The sequence below is a fragment of the Mycobacterium sp. E802 genome, assembly GCF_001666875.1.
GTDB lineage: Bacteria > Actinomycetota > Actinomycetes > Mycobacteriales > Mycobacteriaceae > Mycobacterium.
In genome coordinates this window covers 1-18,031 of record NZ_LZJD01000160.1, presented here as the reverse complement: position 1 = coordinate 18,031, position 18,031 = coordinate 1, and the positions used below count along the sequence as shown (strand labels likewise).

Here is an 18,031-nt window from a genome sequence, read left to right as displayed (position 1 = left end):
ACGACAGGGTGCCCAAGAACTACGGGGTCAAGGAGAAAGACCAGGTTGTCACGCACATCATCAATTTGGTGATGACGGGCAAGCTGCGCTCCGGTGACCGTATCGACCGCAACGAGATCGTCCGCGACCTGGGACTGAGCCGCGTCCCGATCCAGGAAGCAGTGGTGCAGCTCGAGCACGACGGCATCCTCTCGACGCGATATCACCGCGGCGCGTTCGTCTCCAGATTCGACGAGGCCACCGTGGCCGAGCATCACGAGCTGTACGGCATCCTCAACGGCATCGCCTCGGCGCGGTGTGCCGCCAGCCCCACGCCCCGAATTTTGGCATTCCTAGACGATTCCTTGCGCGCGCTGCGCGCAGCGAAGGACACCAAGGCCTTCCAGGAGGCCTGCTGGACGTTCCGTGACGCGATCAACGCCGAATACGCCGGACCCCGCCTACAGGCCACCATCCGCGCCGGCAAGAGCTTTGCCCCCTCGGAGTTCTGGAGCAGCTATCCGAAGGCCAAGGCGGAGTTTCTCGCCGGCTACGAGGCGGAGATCGCCGCGATCCACGCACGTGATCCCGACGGCGCCCGCAAGGCCTGCACCGAACGGGCCGAGCTGATGGCGCAGATCATGATCGGCGAGCTCACCCGGCGCGGAGTGTTCGGCGACTTGCGGTCCCCATGAGCGGAATCGCTCAACACCGGACCCTCGCCCACTAGGTTGCATCAGATGGACATCAGACGATCAGCCGCGCTGCTGACCACGGTCCTGATGTTGCTCGGACTGGTGTGGGCAGCACCGGCCGCAGCAGACGTCGACCAGTGCGCACCCCCCGGCGTCGACAGCGCCAGCGCATTGCCCACCAACCTGGCCGCCGCGGCCACGGGTCCGGGCGCCGACAAGTACACCACCCCCAACGTGGTGCCCCTGGACGCCATCCGGGCCGACACCCTCGGCCTGGGCACCCCCGGTGTGCTCACCGTCGGCACACTGTCGGACGCGCCGCCCAGCATCTGCATCAACTCGGCCGGACAGTTCACCGGCTTCGACAACGAGCTTCTCCGCGCCATCGCCGACAAGCTGGGCCTGCGGATCAACTTCGTCGGCACCGACTTCTCAGGGCTGTTGGCGCAGACCGCATCTCGCCGGTTCGACGTGGCATCCTCGTCGATCACCACCACCGATGCCCGACGCCGCACGGTCGGCTTCACCAACGGCTACGACTTCGGGTATTTCTCGCTGGTGGTGCCGACCGGCTCACCGATCACCGGCTTCGGCCGGCTCGCCGCCGGTCAGCGCATCGGCGTGGTGCAGGGCACCGTGCAGGAGGCCTACGTCATCGACACGCTGGGTCTGCAGCCGGTCAAGTTCCCCGACTACAACACCGTCTACGCCAGCCTCAAGACGCGTCAGATCGACGCCTGGGTGGCCCCTTCCCAGCAGGCCTCCGGCACGGTGCAGCCCGGCGACCCGGCCCAGATCATCGAAAACACCTTCAGCCTGGACAATTTCGTGGCGTGGGCGGTGGCCAAGGAGAACCGGCCGCTGATCGATGCGCTCAACTCCGGCCTGGACGCGATCATCGCCGACGGCACCTGGGCCAGGCTGTACTCCGACTGGGTACCGCGGGCCCTGCCACCCGGTTGGAAACCCGGCTCGAAGGCCGCCCCGGTTCCCCAGCTACCGGACTTCGCGGCGATCGCCGCCGCCCACGAGACACCGGTCGGCAGCGGACCGGCAGCACCGAAATCGACACTGGCACAACTGGCGGCCTCATTCCTGGACTGGGATCTCTACCGGCAGGCGATCCCCGACCTGCTGCGCACCGGCCTGCCCAACACGCTCATCCTGACCGTGTGCGCCAGCGTCATCGGCCTGGTCCTGGGCATGGCCCTGGCGGTGGCCGGCATCTCCCGGTCACGCTGGCTGCGCTGGCCGGCGCGGGTGTACACCGACATCTTCCGCGGCCTGCCCGAAGTGGTGATCATCCTGTTGATCGGCCTCGGCGTCGGGCCCGTGGTCGGATCGCTCACCGGAAACAGCCCGTACCCGTTGGGAATCGCCGCGCTCGGGCTGATGGCCGCCGCCTACGTCGGCGAGATCTTCCGCTCCGGCATCCAGAGCGTGGAGCCCGGACAACTGGAAGCCTCACGCGCCCTTGGCTTCAGCTATACCTCGTCGATGCGGCTGGTCGTGGTTCCCCAGGGTGTGCGCCGTGTTCTTCCCGCACTGATGAACCAGTTCATCTCACTACTGAAGGCGTCGTCGCTGGTGTATTTCCTGGGCCTGGTGGCCAGTCAGCGCGAACTATTCCAGGTGGGCCGAGATCTCAACGCGCAGACGGGAAATCTGTCGCCGCTGGTGGCCGCGGGTCTGTTCTACCTGCTGCTGACCATCCCGCTGACCCATCTGGTGAATTTCGTCGACAACCGGCTGCGCAAGGGCCGTCCGCCGGTCGAAGAGGATCCGCTGCCCCCGGCCACCACCCAGGAGATGATCTGATGTCGGCACCGCAGCCGGTCGCGCTGGCCGCCAAGGACATTCATCTGGCCTTCGGACCCAACCCGGTGCTGCGCGGGGTGGACCTCGATGTTCCGGCCGGCACCACAACCGCCGTCATCGGGCCGTCCGGCTCCGGTAAGTCGACGCTGTTGCGTACCCTCAACCGGCTCTACGAGCCGGACCGCGGCGACATCCTGCTCGACGGACGCTCGGTGCTCAACGACAATCCCGACCAGCTGCGCCAGCGCATCGGGATGGTCTTCCAGCAATTCAACCTGTTTCCGCACCGCAGCGTGCTCGACAACGTCACCCTCGGCCCGCGCAAACTCAAAGGGCTCAGCGCCGAGGCTGCCCGCGAGCTGGGGCTGGCCCAACTGGACCGAGTGGGTCTGCGGCACAAGGCCGAGGTGCGCCCTGCCACGCTGTCCGGCGGCCAGCAGCAGCGGGTGGCGATCGCCCGGGCACTCGCGATGGCGCCCCAGGTGATGTTCTTCGACGAGGCCACCTCAGCGCTGGATCCCGAACTGGTGAAGGGGATTCTGGAGTTGATCGCCGACCTGGCCGGCGAGGGCATGACGATCCTGGCGGTCACCCACGAGATGGGCTTCGCCCGCTCCACCGCGGACTCGGTGGTGTTCATGGACCACGGCAAGGTCGTCGAGTCCGGCACACCGGAGGCGATCTTCGAATCCGCCGAGACGGATCGGTTGCGCCGCTTCCTGTCCCAGGTGCTCTGAGCCCCGTGAAACCCACATTCCAAACCACACAAGCTGACAACGTGGCAGCGTCAGACAGGTTAGACTAGCGAATTATGGTAGAGCCCGATTCGCAGGTCACAGAGCTGGCCGGGGAGCTGCAGCGCGTCCTCTCGAAGGTGTTCTCGGTGCTGCGTCGTGGCGACACCAACAAGGGCACGGCCGGAGAACTCACGCTGGCCCAGCTCTCGATCCTGCTGACGCTGCTGGACCAGGGCCCGATCCGCATGACGGAGCTGGCTGCCCGCGAACGCGTGCGCACCCCCACCACCACCGTGGCGATCCGCCGACTGGAGAAACTGGGTCTGGTCAAACGCTCCCGCGACCCTTCTGACTTGCGCGCCGTCCTCGTGGAGGTGACCCCGCGCGGCCTCGTGCAGCACCGCGAATCGCTGGCCGCCCGCCGCGCCGACCTTGCCGACCGGCTGGCCAACCTGAGCACCGAGGACCTGGAGACCCTGGCCAAGGCGCTGGCTCCGCTGGAGCGGTTGGCCGTCCAAAACGAACCGGCGCAGCCCGCCCACGCCAAGTCGGAGTAACGGGCTCCCGGGCTCAACTCGGGCTCAGCCCAGCCAGTCCAACACCGCCGCCGCGGTCCACGACTGCTGCATACTTCCCAGCGGCTCGCCGGTGAACGGCTCGTAGTATTCGGCGAACGTCCCGTCGCTGGCCTGCCGCAAGCCCTCCCGGCGCAGCGCCGAGGCCCGCTCGGCCCAGCCGCGTCGGGCAAAGCACCACGAGAACAGCCACGTCATCACCGGCCACACCGGGCCGCGCCAGTATTCACGCGACCGGAAATCGCGCGACACCGGTGACGTCGACGGAATCAGCGCGTACTTCAGGTCCGGGTGCCCGCAGAACCGCGGGCCCTCGAGCAGGCGCAACAGCGCACGTTCCCGCTCGTGTGGCAACCCGCCGCACAGCAGCGGCGCGAACTGCGCGACGGTCTCGGTGGCCACCCACTTCTTCGCGCGGACGTCGTAATCCCTTGCCGCACCGCTACGTTCATCGCTCGTCTCGACGACCCCGACCCGGAAGCGCTCGGCCCACCCGTAGAGATCGCGGACATCGGCATGCGGGCGCTTGTAGTCCTCACCGATCTCGGCCAACACCTGGCAGGCCACCGAGAACACCGCCGAGACGAACACGTCCTCGACCGCGAAGCTCATCACCTTGGGCAGCAGATCGTCGTCGTAGCGAACGGATTTCATCTCCTCGAGCAGCCACAGGTACCGGTCGTACTCCAGATCACTCGGCCGCTGCGAGGCATCGGTGATGATCGTGTTGTCCGCACGCTGGTATTCCGGCACGGCGCCGGGAACCACGTTGGCGTACGCGCTGTCCCAGCGCGGCGAGTTGTCCATGCCGGACTCCCAGCCGTGGTACAGCGTGATGCGGCCGCGCCCGTCCTGGTCGCGCATCTCGGCCAACCAGCGATGCCACCGCACCAGATCCGACCACCGGCGGTCCAGGAAACTGGCCGCCACCGCGCGAGTGGACCGGCCCCGGGTGCGGGCGTGGTCGAGGATGCGCTGCACCGCGATCGCATGCACGGGCGGCTGGGTGATGCCCGAGGTGTGCCGGGCGCGTGGCGCGTTGTCCGCCAGCGCCGAGGTGGCCCACCGCGCCGGGCCGGGAAAGTAGCCGTCGACACCGTTGGCAAACACGATGTGCGGAATCATGCCGTTGCGCCACTGCGCCGAGAGCAGGGTGTCGAGCTCCACCACGGCCCGCTCCACGCTCAGCGGAGCCAGGCCGATCGCCACGAACGCCGCATCCCAACTCCACATGTGCGGATACAGCAGTGGCGCGGCGGTGGTCATCACCCCCAGGTCGTTGCCGCGCAGCAGGTAGGCGGCCCGCGCGGCGAGCTGGGTGGGAGCGAAGCTGGGATCCGGTGGCATCCCTACCATGATGCGACGCCACGGCCCGGTCCGCAGGCCGGCCCCGTCGCTTTCGCCGTCACAGTAACGTTGCAGTCGTGCCGACTGCATTGATCACCGGAGCCGCCGGCGGCATCGGTTCGGCGATCGCCGACGCCCTTGCGCCCACCCACACGCTGCTGTTGGCGGGCCGCCCGTCCGCGCGCCTGGATGCCCTGGCCGAACGGTTGGGTGCCCCGACCTGGCCGCTGGATCTGACCGACCCCGATTCGATCGAATCGGCCACCGAGGTGCTCGCCGAGCTCGATGTGCTGGTGCACAACGCCGGTGTGCTGTACCCCGGCAGCGTCTCGGAGTCGATTGCCGAACAGTGGCGGGCGACCTTCGAGGTCAACGTGACCGGCGCGGTGGCGCTTACCCTGGCCCTGCTGCCGGCCCTGCGCGCCGCACGCGGACACGTGGTGTTCATCAATTCCGGTGCCGGGCAGAAGGTTTCGGCCGGAATGGCGTCGTACTCGGCCAGCAAGTTCGCGTTGCGCGCCTTCGCCGACTCACTGCGGGCCGACGAGCCGTCGCTGCGGGTCACGTCGATCTTCCCCGGACGGGTCGACACCGAGATGCAACGCGACCTGGTGGCCTACGAAGAGGGCCAGTACGACCCGGCCAAATTCCTCAAGCCCGAGACCGTCGCCGGGCTGGTAGCCACCGCCGTCACCACCCCACCCGACGGGCATGTCCACGAGATCGTGGTCCGCCCCGGGTGATTTGTGCACCTCCCGTAACGGTCAGCGTTACCGGAGGTGCACAAATCACTAGACGACGAGGTTGACCAGCCGGCCCGGGACGACGATGACCTTCTTCGGGGTGGCGCCGTCGAGGAAGGCCTGCACCTTCTCGTCGGCCAGCGCGGCGGCCTCGAGTGCCGCCTTGTCTGCGTCGGCCGGCACGGTGATCTTGCCGCGCACCTTGCCGTTGACCTGAACCGGGAACTCGATGGTGTCGTCCACCAGATACTGCGGGTCGGCCACCGGGAACGGCCCGTGCGCCAGTGACGCGTCGTGGCCCAGCCGCTTCCACAACTCCTCGGCCAGGTGCGGCGCCAACGGGGCGACCATCAGCACCAGCGGCTCGATTGCGGCGCGGGCCGACACCCCTTCCTTGGTCAGGTGGTTGGTGTACTCGATCAGCTTGGCCGCGGCGGTGTTGTTGCGAAGTGCCGCATAGTCTTCAGCCACCCCCGCAATGGTGCGATGCAGGATCTTGAGGGTGTCGGTGTCGAGCGCCTCGTGCTCGTTGACGTTGGTCGCTCCGGTTTCTTCGGAGACCACCAAACGCCACACCCGCTGCAGGAACCGGTGCGCCCCGACGACATCCTTGGTGGCCCAGGGCCGCGACGCCTCCAGCGGCCCCATCGACATCTCGTAGACCCGGAGGGTGTCCGCGCCGTAGGCATCGCAGATCTCGTCCGGTGAGACCGAGTTCTTCAAGCTCTTGCCGATCTTGCCGAACTCCTGCTTGACCTCTATCTCACCGTCAGGACCGGGCCAGAAGAACTTGCCGTCGCGCTCGACGACCTCGGCCGCAGGCACGTAGCTGCCCCGGGAGTCGGTGTAGGCGAACGCCTGGATGTAACCCTGGTTGACCAGACGCCGGTACGGCTCCTTCGAGCTGACATGGCCGAGGTCGAAAAGCACCTTGTGCCAGAACCGGGAGTACAGCAGGTGCAGCACCGCATGCTCGACACCGCCGACGTAGAGATCGACACCGCCCGGATCGTCCGGCCCGTGCTCGGCCGGCCGCGGACCCATCCAGTACGCCTCGTTCTCCTTGGCGCACAACTCTTCTGAGTTGTGTGGATCGGTGTAGCGCAGCTCATACCAGGAGCTGCCGGCCCACTGCGGCATCACGTTGGTGTCGCGGGTGTAGGTCTGCAGCCCGTCGCCGAGATCCAGCTCGACATGCACCCACTCGGTGGCCTTACCCAACGGCGGGGAGGGCTCACTGTCGGCGTCATCCGGGTCGAACGACACCGGCGAATAGTCGGGGATATCCGGAAGTTCCACCGGCAGAGCCGATTCCGGCAGGGCATGAGCGCGGCCGTCGGCGTCGTAGACGATCGGGAACGGCTCACCCCAGTACCGCTGCCGGGCGAACAGCCAATCGCGAAGCTTGTACTCGATCCGGGCCCGGCCGCGTCCGTCGGCCTCCAGGCATTCGATGACCGCGGCCTTGGCCTCGGCCACCGACAGCCCGTTGAGGTAGCCGGAATTGACCATGGTGCCGTCACCGTTGTAGGCCGCCTCGGTGATGTCGCCGCCGGCGACCACCTCGACGATGGGCAGGCCGAACTCGGTCGCGAAGTCCCAGTCGCGCTGGTCGCCACCCGGCACCGCCATGATGGCGCCGGTGCCGTAACCGGCCAGCACGTAATCGGCGATGAAGACCGGAACCTGCTCGCCGTTCACCGGATTGGTGGCGTAAGCGCCCAGGAACACCCCGGTCTTGGTCTTGTTCTCCTGGCGCTCCAGATCCGACTTGGCCGCGATGCCGGCCCGGTAGGCGGCCACGGCTTCACCCGGGGTCGCCGCACCGAAGGTCCACCGCGAATCGGTGCCGCCGGGCCAGGCGTCGGCCACCAGCGCATCCACGAGATTGTGTTCGGGCGCCAGCACCAGGTAGGTGGCGCCGAACAAGGTGTCCGGCCGGGTGGTGAACACCTCGACATCTCCTGCGGCGGTACCGAATTCGACCGACGCGCCGGTGGAGCGGCCGATCCAGTTGCGCTGCATGGTCTTGACCTTGTCCGGCCAGTCCAGCACCTCGAGGTCGTCGAGCAGCCGGTCAGAGTAGGCGGTGATACGCATCATCCACTGCCGCAAGCGCTTCCGGAACACCGGGAAGTTGCCGCGATCGCTGCGGCCGTCGGCGGTGACTTCCTCGTTGGCCAACACGGTGCCCAGCCCCGGGCACCAGTTCACCATCGAGTCGGCGCGATACACGAGGCGGTAGCCGTCGACCACATCGGCGCGCTCGGCGGCCGACAGCTCACCCCACGTCCGGCCATCGTCGAGAGTGCGTGCGCCGGAATCGAATTCGGCGATCAACTCGGCGATCGGCCGGGCCTTGCGGGCCGCCGGGTCGAACCAGGCGTTGTAGATCTGCAGGAAGATCCACTGCGTCCACTTGTAGAAGTCGACATCGGTGGTGGCGAAGCTGCGCCGCGAATCGTGACCCAACCCCAACCGGCCCAACTGCCGGCGGAAGTTGACGATATTGGCCTCGGTACGGGTGCGCGGGTGGGTTCCGGTCTGCACGGCGTACTGCTCGGCCGGCAGACCGAACGCATCGAAGCCCAGCGCGTGCAGCACGTTGCGCCCGGTCATCCGGTAGTACCGGGCGTAGACGTCGGTCGCGATGTAACCCAGCGGGTGCCCGACGTGCAGACCCTCGCCGGAGGGGTACGGGAACATGTCCTGGACGAACATCTTGTCGGCGGGCAGCGGTGAGCCGTCCTGCGGCGCCAGCGAGCCCACCGGATTGGCCACGTTGAACGTGCCCAGCGCGTTCCACCGTTCCTGCCAGTCGCGCTCGATCTGGCCCGCCAGTTGCGTGGTGTAGCGATGCTGCGGGGCGTCCTCTTCCGGACGCGAGTTGGACGGTTCAGCGGGTTCGATCACGCCGTTCAGGGTATAAGGCCACGGTTTGGGCAGCTCACCGCCCGTCGGACCGCCCCAAGGCCACGGGTTGGTATCGGTTGCATCGCAGCACTGTCAGGGGTTGATTCCGACTCGATTGAGTTGCTGGTGGTAGGTGGTGACCCGCGGATAGTGTCGGCGCCTGGTGAAAGTCGCCTGGTGAGCGCACAGTTTGCGGAAGGAACGAGTGATGATCGAGTTGGCCCGCCGGTGGCGGGTGCTGGCAGCGGGCGCAGCCGCCGGCGTGGCCGGGGTTGTCGGTTTCGCTGGTCAGACCGCCTCAGCCGAACCCCTTCTCCCGGTTCCCAGCGTTCCCGGTCCGGTGACGGTGACCCAGACCGTCACGGTCGCCCCCGCCGCAGCGCCGGCTGCACCGGGTGCTCCGGTCAATCCGGCACCCGCGGTGGCGTCCGCGGCGCCGGTGGCCGCACCCGTCGCGGCAGCGGCAGCGGCACCCGTCCCGGTGGCGCAAACCATCAGCCCGGCCACCTCCGGCACCCTTGCCGAGTTCTTCAAGAGCAAGGGCGTGAAGATGGAGCCCCAGGTCAGCCACGACTTCAAGGCGTTGAGCATCGTGTTGCCGCTGCCCTCGGGCTGGACCAAGGTGCCCGATCCCAATGTGCCCGACGCGTTCGCCGTGATCGCCGACCGGTCCAGCACCGACCTCTACACCCCCAACGCCCAGGTGGTGGTCTACAAGCTCGTCGGCAATTTCGATCCGGCCGAAGCGATCAGCCACGGCTACGTCGACAGCCAGCAGTTGCAGAACTGGCGCACCACCGACATGGCCATGGGCGCCTTCAACGGTTTCCCGTCGGCGTTCATCGAAGGTAGCTACCTGTCCGGCAGCCAGATGCTCAATACCTCGCGCAGGCACATCCTGGCCACGGCCGGCCAGGACCACTATCTGGTGTCGTTGTCGGTGAACTACTCGGCGGCCAACCAGGGTGTTTCCGCGGCTGCCGACGCCGCGGATGCGATCGTGTCCGGCTTCAAGGTCAGCGCTCCGGCGCCGGCCCCGGCCCCGGCCCCGGCGCCAGCTACCCCGGCCGCCCCGGCTCCCGCCCCGGTTCCGGGTTTGCCGCAGCTCCTGGGCCTGCAGGGCTGACCCGCCGACACTCGGGGCGACCTCGCAACTTCGGCCGGCGCCTCGTATTGTGTGGCGCATGCTGATCGCCGCGCTGCTGTGTTTGAGCGCCGCCGTCATCGTCGGCGTGTTCGGGCTGTGGTTGTTGACCAGACCTCGCACCGGTGATCCCGTGCGCTCGGTTCTGCGGGCCGTGGCGCCCACCCAACTGGCCGCCGCGGTCATGCTGGCCGCCGGTGGCGCCGCCGCCCTGGCTGCTGCGCCTCATACCGGACTGATGGTCGTCGTGGTGTGCATCATCGGGGCCGTTGCCACCGTGGCCACGGGCTGCTGGCAGAGCGCCAAGGCCGTGGCGGTCACAGAAGCCCGGTCTCAGTCCGGTGCCGGCTGCGCCGGTTCGTGCGCCGGCTGCACGCTGTCTTGCGAGTGACGCCGAGCTAGTTGCGGCTGACGTCGATCGGGTGCGTGGCCAGCATCGCCGTCGGCAACGGTTGACGTCGCAGCACGCGGCCCCACAGGTCGATACGCGCCTCGGCCAGCACGTCAGAGGGCAAGGCCGACAGCACGATCCAATCGTCGCGTTCGATCTCGCCGTCAAGTTGGCCGATGGTCCAGCCCGAGTATCCGGCGAAGATCCGCACCCCTTCGATCACCGGGGCCAGAGTGTCCGGATCGGCGTCGAGATCGACCATCACCACCCGCCCCTGCACGTGCCGCAGCCCCGGCACCCCGTCGGCCTGCATGCCGACCCGCAGCGTCGCCAGGCACAGCGCCGAGTCGCGCTTGACCGGACCGCCGATGAACATGGTCTTCGGTTTGGCGGTGAGCTTGGCCCACTGCGGCAGCACGTTGTAGACCGCGGTCTCACTGGGCCGGTTGAGCACCACACCGAGTGTTCCGCCGGCGTTGTGTTCGACGATGTAGATGACGCTGCGCCGGAACGTCGGCTCCAGCAGATCGGTGTTGGCCAGCAACAGCGTGCCCGGCCGCACCCGCTGCGCCGCAGGCGCGATGAAATCCTCCGGGTCTTCTGACTGCGCCACGCCTACATCATGGCACCGCGATTGCCGTGACGTGGAGAACAAGCGCGGGCGCGGTGAGATTTCGGCGGCGGTTTGGATGTCGCGGGAGCTTTGTACTGTGGATCGGGTGGTTCATGCTCGCGCGCTCGGCGCCCTCTGGCACTCGCTGCGCGGCATGACCGAATTCCGCCGGCTCCTGGAGTTACGCGCGGTCAGCCAGTTCGGCGACGGGCTGTTCCAGGCCGGCTTGGCCGGGGCGATCCTGTTCAACCCGGAACGCCAGGCCGAGCCGTGGCAGATCGCCGCGGCGTTCGCGGTGATGTTCCTGCCCTACTCGGTGCTCGGCCCGTTCGCCGGAGCGCTGCTGGACCGATGGGACCGGCGCCTGGTGCTCGTCGGCGCGAACCTCGGCCGGCTGCTGCTGGTGCTCTTGGTGGGGCTCCTGTTGACCGTGGGCGCCGACGACGTGCCGATCCTGTGCGGGGCCTTGATCGTCAACGGGTTGACCAGGTTTGTCTCGTCGGGTCTTTCGGCCTCGCTCCCCGATGTGGTGCCCCGCGACCAGGTGGTCACGATGAACTCGGTGGCCACCGCGATCGGCGCGGTCGCGGCCTTCCTCGGCGCGGACTTCATGCTGCTGCCGCGCAAGCTGTTCGGTGCCGACGACACGGGTGCGGCCGTGGTGATGTTCATCGTGGCGCTGCCGGTGGCGTTGGCCCTGTGGTTGTCGGTGCGCTTCGGGCCGCACGTGCTGGGTCCGCACGAGAGCAAACGCGCCATCCACGGCTCGGTGGCGTATGCGGTGTCGACGGGATGGGTGCATGGGGCCCGCACCGTGCTGGCCGTCCGCCCGGTCGCCGGTACCTTGGCCGGGCTGGCCGCCCATCGGATGGCGTTCGGCATCAACTCGCTGCTGGTGCTGGTCATCGTGCGGCACACCGACGATCCCGACGTGACCGGTCTCGGGTTGGGCACCGCGGTGCTGTTCGTGGTGGCCGGCGGCATCGGACAGTTCGCCGCCACCGTGGCCGCCCCGGCGGTGATCGGCCGGTTCGGGCGATACCGGACGGCCAACGGTGCCCTGGGTGTCGCGGTGGTGGTGCAACTGCTGGCGATCGGGTTGCACATCCCGGTGATGCTGACGTGCGGTCTTCTGCTCGGTGCCGCCGGGCAGCTGGTGAAGCTGTGCGCGGATTCGGCCATGCAGATCGACGTCGACGACGCGCTGCGCGGTCACGTCTTCACCGTGCAGGACGCGCTGTTCTGGATGTCGTTCGTGTTGGCCATCGCGGCCGCGGCCGCGGTGATCCCCGCCGACGGGCACTCCCCCGGCCTGGTCGCGGCCGGCGCGGCAGCGTATCTGGCCGGCCTCGGCGTGCACGCCGCGGTGGCGTCGCCGAAGCCGCACACGCCGCCGGTCTAGGCTGACCGCCATGGTGAGCGCCGCGGCAGTCGTGGCCGACTTGTCCGCCGAGAGCGACGAACTCGACGCGTTGGTGGCCGATCTGCCGCCCGAACGGTGGGCCGCCCCCACCCCGGCCGAGGGCTGGACCATCGCCCATCAGATCGCCCACCTGTGGTGGACCGACCGGGTGTCGGTCATCGCGATCACCGATGGCCCGGGCTTCGACGCCGTTCTCGCCGAGGCCATGCAGAACCCGACGGGATTCGTCGACGCCGCAGCCGAGGAACTCGCCCTGACGCCACCGGAACAACTGCTGGCCGATTGGCGCGCCACCCGCGCCCGGTTGCACACCGAATTGCTGAACGTGGCCGAGGGCCGCAAGCTGCCCTGGTTCGGACCCCCGATGAGCGCGACGTCGATGGCGACGGCCCGCATGATGGAGACCTGGGCGCACGGACTCGACGTGGCCGACGCCCTCGGAGTACGTCGACCGGCCACCGCACGGCTGCGTTCAATTGCCCATATCGGTGTGCGCACAAGGGATTTCGCGTTCACGGTGCATGGGTTGACGCCGCCGGCCGAGCCGTTCCGAGTCGAGTTGAGCGCGCCGGACGGCTCGCTGTGGGAGTGGGGGCCGGCCGACGCCGCGCAGCGGGTGACGGGTGCGGCCGAAGACTTCTGCATGCTGGTGACCCAGCGCCGGGCTCCTGCGGATCTGGATGTGCGAGCCGAAGGCGACGACGCCGTCAAGTGGTTGACGATCGCGCAGGCCTTCGCCGGGCCACCGGGAGCCGGCCGGGGCTGAGCGCTCACTCGTCAGCCGCGAGCGACCGCAACTGCACACGATTTACGGCGTGTCGGCGTACAGACACGCGCGCTCGCGGGGCAAGGCTAAGACACCGCGTCGGCGCGGCCGTCGCCATCGGTGTCGGCCAGCTTCAGGTCCCAGCGCCCGTCACCGTCGGTGTCGACGTACGCCAGGCCCGGACCGATCACCCGATCCGCCAGGCCGTCCCCGTCGACGTCGAGCAACCGGTCATCGGCGGTGCCGTCGGCATTGAAATCGACCAGCGGACCGCCCGTGTGCTCGACCCCGTCGAGGCCGAACCAGCGCACCTGTCCGGTCCGGTCCACCCGTAGCGCCCAGGTGCCCGAACCGTCGTCGGAGAAATAGCTTTCGGCGTGATCGTCGTCATCGACGTCGAGCACCGCGCGCTCGGCGATACCGTCGCCGTCGAGATCGGCCATCACGTCGTCGATCCGGCCGTCCCCGTCGACATCGAGCCCGATGCCGTCGAGGCTGCCGTTGCCGTCGACATCTACATCGGGTGTCCCGCTGAAGATGGTCGCCGTTTCGTCGGGCTCACCCAGGCAGTAGTCCATGACTGATCAGACGCACGATCAGCCCCTGGCGTTCCACCATTTCAGCAATTCGTCGACGGCCTGCTCGCGGGACAGCGGCCCGTGCTCGAGGCGCAGCTCCTTGAGGTGCTTCCAGGCCTCGCCCACCTGCGGGCCGGCCGGGATGCCGAGGATATCCATGATCTCGTTGCCGTCGAGGTCGGGCCGGACCCGCTGCAGATCCTCCTTGGCCGCCAGTTCGGCGATCCGGTTCTCCAGATCGTCGTAGTTGGCCTGCAGCCGTGCCGCGCGGCGCTTGTTGCGGGTGGTGCAATCGGCGCGGACCAGCTTGTGTAGCCGGGAAAGCAGCGGACCGGCGTCGGTGACATACCGGCGCACCGCCGAATCCGTCCACTTGCCGGCACCCTTGTCGTCGGCGTAGCCGTGGAACCGCAGGTGCAGATAGACCAGCTGCGAGACGTCGTCGATCATCTGCTTGGAATACTTGAGCGCGCGCATCCGCTTGCGGGCCATCTTGGCGCCGACCACCTCGTGGTGGTGGAAGCTCACCCCGCCGTCGGATTCGTGCTTGCGGGTCGCGGGCTTGCCGATGTCGTGCAGCAGCGCGGCCCAGCGCAACACCAGATCCGGGCCGTCGTCTTCGAGATCGACCGCCTGCCGCAGCACCGTCAACGAATGCCAGTACACGTCCTTGTGCTGGTGATGTTCGTCGATGGCCATCCGCATCTCACCGACCTCGGGCAGCACCACCTCACCGAGCCCGGTCTGCACCATCAGATCGACACCGGCCACGGGATCCTGCCCGAGCAGCAGCTTGTCCAGCTCGGCGGCGACGCGCTCGACGGTGATCCGGGACAGCTGCGGGGCCATCTCCAGCAACGCCTCGAGCACGCGCGGCGCCACCCCGAACCCCAGCTGGGAGACGAAGCGGGCCGCCCGCAGCATGCGCAGCGGATCGTCTCCGAACGACACCTCCGGCGCCGACGGCGTATCGAGGACCTTGGCCTGGATCGCCGCCAAACCGCCCAGCGGGTCATGGAATTCGGCCGGTCCGTCGGCGCCGATCCGCACCGCCATGGCGTTGACGGTGAAGTCGCGGCGTACCAGATCGTCGTCGAGGTTGTCGCCGAACTCGACCGTCGGATTGCGCGACACCTGGTCGTAGCTGTCGGCGCGGAAGGTGGTGATCTCGAGCCGGTGCCCGCGTTTGCCCACCCCGATCGTGCCGAACTCGATGCCGGTGTCCCAGATCGCGTCGGCCCAGGGTCGCAGGAACTTCAGCATCTGCTCGGGGCGGGCGTCGGTGGTGAAGTCGAGATCGCTGTCTTCGGTCAACCGGCCCAGTAGGGCATCGCGCACGCTGCCGCCGACCAGGTACAGCTCGTGGCCCGCGCCGGCGAACACCGCGCCGAGCTCGCGCAGGACCTCGGCGCGGCGGTTCAGCGCGACGAGTGCGCCGGCCAGCAATTCGGCATCAGTAACAGCAGCGTCGGACACGTTCGATGAGCCTAATGCTCCCGGTCTGGTCACAACCGGCGAGTGCGGCGGGAGGCCAACCCCGTGGCAGCTACTATCGCTTGGGTGTCGGACGGCGAGCAGGCCAAACCAAGACGGCGCCGCAGTCGGCGTCGTGGCCGTCGCCGTGCACAGAGGGCGGCGGGTCCCCCGGCCGACGATCACGGCACGGACACTGATCGGCCCGGCCAAGCGCCCGTCGCCGCCGCGGCACCCGCACCCACGCCACGTGACCAATCCAAACAGCACAAGCGGCCGCGTCGTCCCCAGGAACGGCTCCGCACCGTGCACGAGACCTCCGCCGGCGGCCTCGTCATCGACGGCATCGACGGTCCCAAGGACACCCAGGTGGCAGCGTTGATCGGCCGGGTCGACCGGCGCGGGCGAATGCTGTGGTCACTGCCCAAGGGCCACATCGAACTCGGCGAGACGGCCGAGCAGACCGCCATCCGCGAAGTCGCCGAAGAGACCGGCATCCGTGGTGACGTGTTGGCCGCGCTGGGCAGCATCGACTACTGGTTCGTCACCGAGGGCCGCCGAGTACACAAGACCGTGCACCACTACCTCATGCGCTTTCAGGGCGGCGAACTGTCCGACGACGATGTCGAGGTGACCGAGGTCGCCTGGGTGCCGCTGCGCGAACTGTCGTCCCGGCTGGCCTATGCCGACGAACGCAAGCTGGCGGAAGTGGCCGGGGAACTGATCGACAAACTGCACACCGACGGGCCGGCCGCGTTGCCGCCGCTGCCCCGCAGCGCACCTCGACGGCGGCCCCAGACGCATTCGCACACCCGCAATCACCGCCGCGACGAATCTGCGCAACCCCAGCCCCGCCGGCGCACGAACGGATGCGGACAGGGACCGTGACCGCCCTGGCGCGCACAGTGGTGCTCGCAGCGGTGGTGATGCTGTTCTCGACGTGGTCGGTGATGGCGCTGCCCACCCTGGCGCCCCGGGCGGGTGCGAGCGAACCCAGCCCGCTGCCGTTCCTGAAGATCCGCATCGACAAGGTCACCCCTGAGGTCATCACCACCACCAGCGACTCGACACTGACGGTCACCGGGGCCGTGCTCAACGTCGGTGACCGCCCGGTGCGCGACGTGGTGATCCGGATGGAGCACGCCCGCGCGGTGACCTCGTCGAGCCAGCTGCGCACCGACCTCACCGGAGACCTCGACCAGTTCGAACCGGTGGCCGACTTCATCACGGTGGCACCGGAGATGCAGCGCGGTGAATCCGTCGGCTTCACACTGTCCTATCCCCTGCGGGCCGGTGACCACCCCTCGCTGCGCATCGGAGAACCGGGCGTCTATCCGGTGCTGATCAACGTCAACGGCACCCCGGATTACGGTGCACCGGCCCGGCTCGACGACGCCCGCTTCCTGTTGCCGGTCCTCGGCGTCCCACCAGATGACGCGGAGCGCTCCGACGGCGAGTCACTGTCGGCGGCCGACACCCTCAATTCGGTGGTTCCGCCCGACACCTCCCAACCCGTGCGGACGACCTTGCTGTGGCCGCTGGCCGACCGGCCGCGGCTGGCCCCGGGTGCCCCGGGCGGCACCACGCCGGTGCGATTGGTCGACGACACCCTGGCCGCCTCGCTGGCCCCCGGCGGCCGGCTCGACACCCTGCTCTCGGCCGCCGACTTCGCCACCGGTCCGACCGTGGACTCCGGCGGGCAGATGCGGGCCACCCTGTGCCTGGCGGTCGACCCGGACCTGCTGGTCACCGTCAACGCGATGACCGGCGGCTACGTCGTCAACGACGGCCCCGACACCGGACCCAGCACCCCGACGCGACCCGGCGCGGGCCAGGACGCGGCGATCAACTGGCTCAACCGGCTGCGGGCCCTGGCCGGGCGGCTGTGCGTGGCGCCGACCAACTACGCCCAAGCCGATCTGAGCGCGCTGCAGCGGGTGGGCGATCCGGGCCTGAGCGCCATCGCCACCAACGGCGCCGGCGACATCGTCGACCAGATCCTCGGGACCACCTCGATCCGCGGCGCCAGCATCCTGGGCGACGGTCCGCTCACCCGCCCGGCACTGGACCTGCTGGCCGCCCAAGGCCAGACCGTGCCCATCGCCGCTGCGCACATCACGGCACAGGACTCGGAAACCGGCGCCCCCGAAACCGCCGATGTCACGCCCGTGCGGTACCGGCCGGACGTGGTCGCGGTCGGCTTCGACCCCGCCGTCGGCGCCGCGCTCGCCGGTGCCGGCACCGACCCGGTGGCGCCGTCGTACCTGGATCCGTCGCTCGACATCCCGGTGCACCATGACTCGCAGACCGCCCGGCGCCAAGACGCTCTCGGCGCGCTGCTGTGGCGCGGTCTCACCCCGAGCGAGCAGCCCCGGACCCAGATCCTGATGCCGCCGCTGGTGTGGTCGCTGGACGCCGACGACGCGCAGGCCATCCTGACCACGGTGGCCACCACGATCCACGCCGGCCTGGCCGTGCCACGCCCGCTGCCGATGCTGATCGCCGAGAGCAACGCGGTGCCCCCGCAACCGCTGCAGCCCCCGCCGCCGGAAACCCTCGGCAACCCGCGCGGCCGCATCGACGAGAACATCGACACCGGCATCGCCGCGGTTGTCGGCCGGCTGTGGGGGTTGACCGCCGCGCTGGCCACCGACGAGCGCACCGGGCTGACCGGCATGCAGTACACCGCTCCGCTGCGGGAGGACACGCTGCGCGCCCTGAGTCAGTCCGTGCCCCCCGAGGCCCGGAACGGGTTGGCCGAACAGCGGCTGGGCGCCGTCAACCGCAGTGTGAACGACATGTTCGGCGCGGTGACGATCGTCAACCCGGGCGGCGC

General features: G+C 68.8%; 16 protein-coding genes. 11 read left to right on the top strand and 5 right to left on the bottom strand.

The features are described from left to right. Positions 1-8: 8 nt before the first annotated feature. From A5699_RS23405 to A5699_RS23390, 4 genes are all read left to right on the top strand, one after another. Positions 9-674, top strand: a complete 666-nt coding sequence (locus A5699_RS23405) for a GntR family transcriptional regulator (RefSeq protein ID WP_067774620.1) — start codon at positions 9-11, stop codon at positions 672-674. A gap of 45 nt (positions 675-719) precedes the next feature. After that, positions 720-2,492 carry an ABC transporter substrate-binding protein/permease gene (locus A5699_RS23400; RefSeq protein WP_067774617.1) on the top strand — a complete coding sequence of 591 codons (1,773 nt, stop codon included), beginning with the start codon at positions 720-722 and terminating at the stop codon, positions 2,490-2,492. After that, entirely contained in the window at positions 2,492-3,229 is a 738-nt protein-coding gene (locus A5699_RS23395; RefSeq protein ID WP_067774614.1) for an amino acid ABC transporter ATP-binding protein, read from the top strand. The genes A5699_RS23400 and A5699_RS23395 overlap by 1 nt, the downstream gene beginning before the upstream one ends. Before the next feature lie 74 nt (positions 3,230-3,303). Then, entirely contained in the window at positions 3,304-3,786 is a 483-nt protein-coding gene (locus A5699_RS23390; protein WP_067774611.1) for a MarR family winged helix-turn-helix transcriptional regulator, read from the top strand. A 24-nt stretch (positions 3,787-3,810) separates the two neighbouring features. On the opposite strand, the gene A5699_RS23385 is transcribed toward A5699_RS23390, so the two are convergent. After that, positions 3,811-5,151, bottom strand: coding sequence for an amylo-alpha-1,6-glucosidase (locus tag A5699_RS23385; protein WP_067774608.1), 1,341 nt, complete (start codon positions 5,149-5,151; stop codon positions 3,811-3,813). Positions 5,152-5,228: 77 nt separating this feature from the next. On the opposite strand from A5699_RS23385, the gene A5699_RS23380 reads away from it, so the two are divergent. Then, on the top strand, positions 5,229-5,894 hold the full coding sequence (locus A5699_RS23380) for an SDR family oxidoreductase (RefSeq protein WP_067774605.1): 666 nt from the start codon (positions 5,229-5,231) through the stop codon (positions 5,892-5,894). 48 nt (positions 5,895-5,942) lie between these two features. Here the strand turns inward: A5699_RS23380 and leuS are convergent, their stop codons facing one another. After that, a complete protein-coding gene (leuS, locus tag A5699_RS23375) occupies positions 5,943-8,816 on the bottom strand; it encodes a leucine--tRNA ligase (RefSeq protein WP_369806760.1) in 2,874 nt (957 codons plus the stop codon). A 199-nt stretch (positions 8,817-9,015) separates the two neighbouring features. On the opposite strand from leuS, the gene A5699_RS23370 reads away from it, so the two are divergent. After that, positions 9,016-9,933: an LpqN/LpqT family lipoprotein gene (locus tag A5699_RS23370; RefSeq protein WP_067774600.1), complete on the top strand. Its 918-nt coding sequence runs from the start codon at positions 9,016-9,018 to the stop codon at positions 9,931-9,933. A 58-nt stretch (positions 9,934-9,991) separates the two neighbouring features. Beyond that, positions 9,992-10,342 (top strand): hypothetical protein, encoded by a 351-nt coding sequence (locus tag A5699_RS23365; protein WP_067774597.1) that lies wholly within the window; start codon positions 9,992-9,994, stop codon positions 10,340-10,342. Between the two features lie 7 nt (positions 10,343-10,349). On the opposite strand, the gene A5699_RS23360 is transcribed toward A5699_RS23365, so the two are convergent. Next, entirely contained in the window at positions 10,350-10,955 is a 606-nt protein-coding gene (locus tag A5699_RS23360) for a YqgE/AlgH family protein (protein WP_067774594.1), read from the bottom strand. Between the two features lie 106 nt (positions 10,956-11,061). Here A5699_RS23360 and A5699_RS23355 point away from each other — a divergent pair, with 106 nt between their 5' ends. Together A5699_RS23355 and A5699_RS23350 are read left to right on the top strand one after the other, a co-directional pair. After that, positions 11,062-12,357 carry an MFS transporter gene (locus A5699_RS23355; RefSeq protein ID WP_067774650.1) on the top strand — a complete coding sequence of 432 codons (1,296 nt, stop codon included), beginning with the start codon at positions 11,062-11,064 and terminating at the stop codon, positions 12,355-12,357. 10 nt (positions 12,358-12,367) lie between these two features. Then, on the top strand, positions 12,368-13,144 hold the full coding sequence (locus A5699_RS23350) for a TIGR03084 family metal-binding protein (protein ID WP_067774591.1): 777 nt from the start codon (positions 12,368-12,370) through the stop codon (positions 13,142-13,144). An 86-nt stretch (positions 13,145-13,230) separates the two neighbouring features. Here A5699_RS23350 and A5699_RS29700 read toward each other — a convergent pair whose 3' ends face one another. Together A5699_RS29700 and A5699_RS23340 are read right to left on the bottom strand one after the other, a co-directional pair. Then, a complete protein-coding gene (locus A5699_RS29700) occupies positions 13,231-13,722 on the bottom strand; it encodes a pullulanase (RefSeq protein WP_067774588.1) in 492 nt (163 codons plus the stop codon). 18 nt (positions 13,723-13,740) lie between these two features. Further along, entirely contained in the window at positions 13,741-15,198 is a 1,458-nt protein-coding gene (locus tag A5699_RS23340; RefSeq protein ID WP_067774585.1) for a CCA tRNA nucleotidyltransferase, read from the bottom strand. Positions 15,199-15,282: 84 nt separating this feature from the next. Between A5699_RS23340 and A5699_RS23335 the strand changes: the two genes are divergently transcribed. Further along, a complete protein-coding gene (locus A5699_RS23335) occupies positions 15,283-16,083 on the top strand; it encodes an NUDIX hydrolase (protein ID WP_067774578.1) in 801 nt (266 codons plus the stop codon). Positions 16,084-16,121: 38 nt separating this feature from the next. Beyond that, positions 16,122-18,031, top strand: a 1,910-nt coding sequence (locus A5699_RS23330; protein ID WP_369806759.1) for a hypothetical protein, incomplete at its 3' end; no start/stop codon positions are given.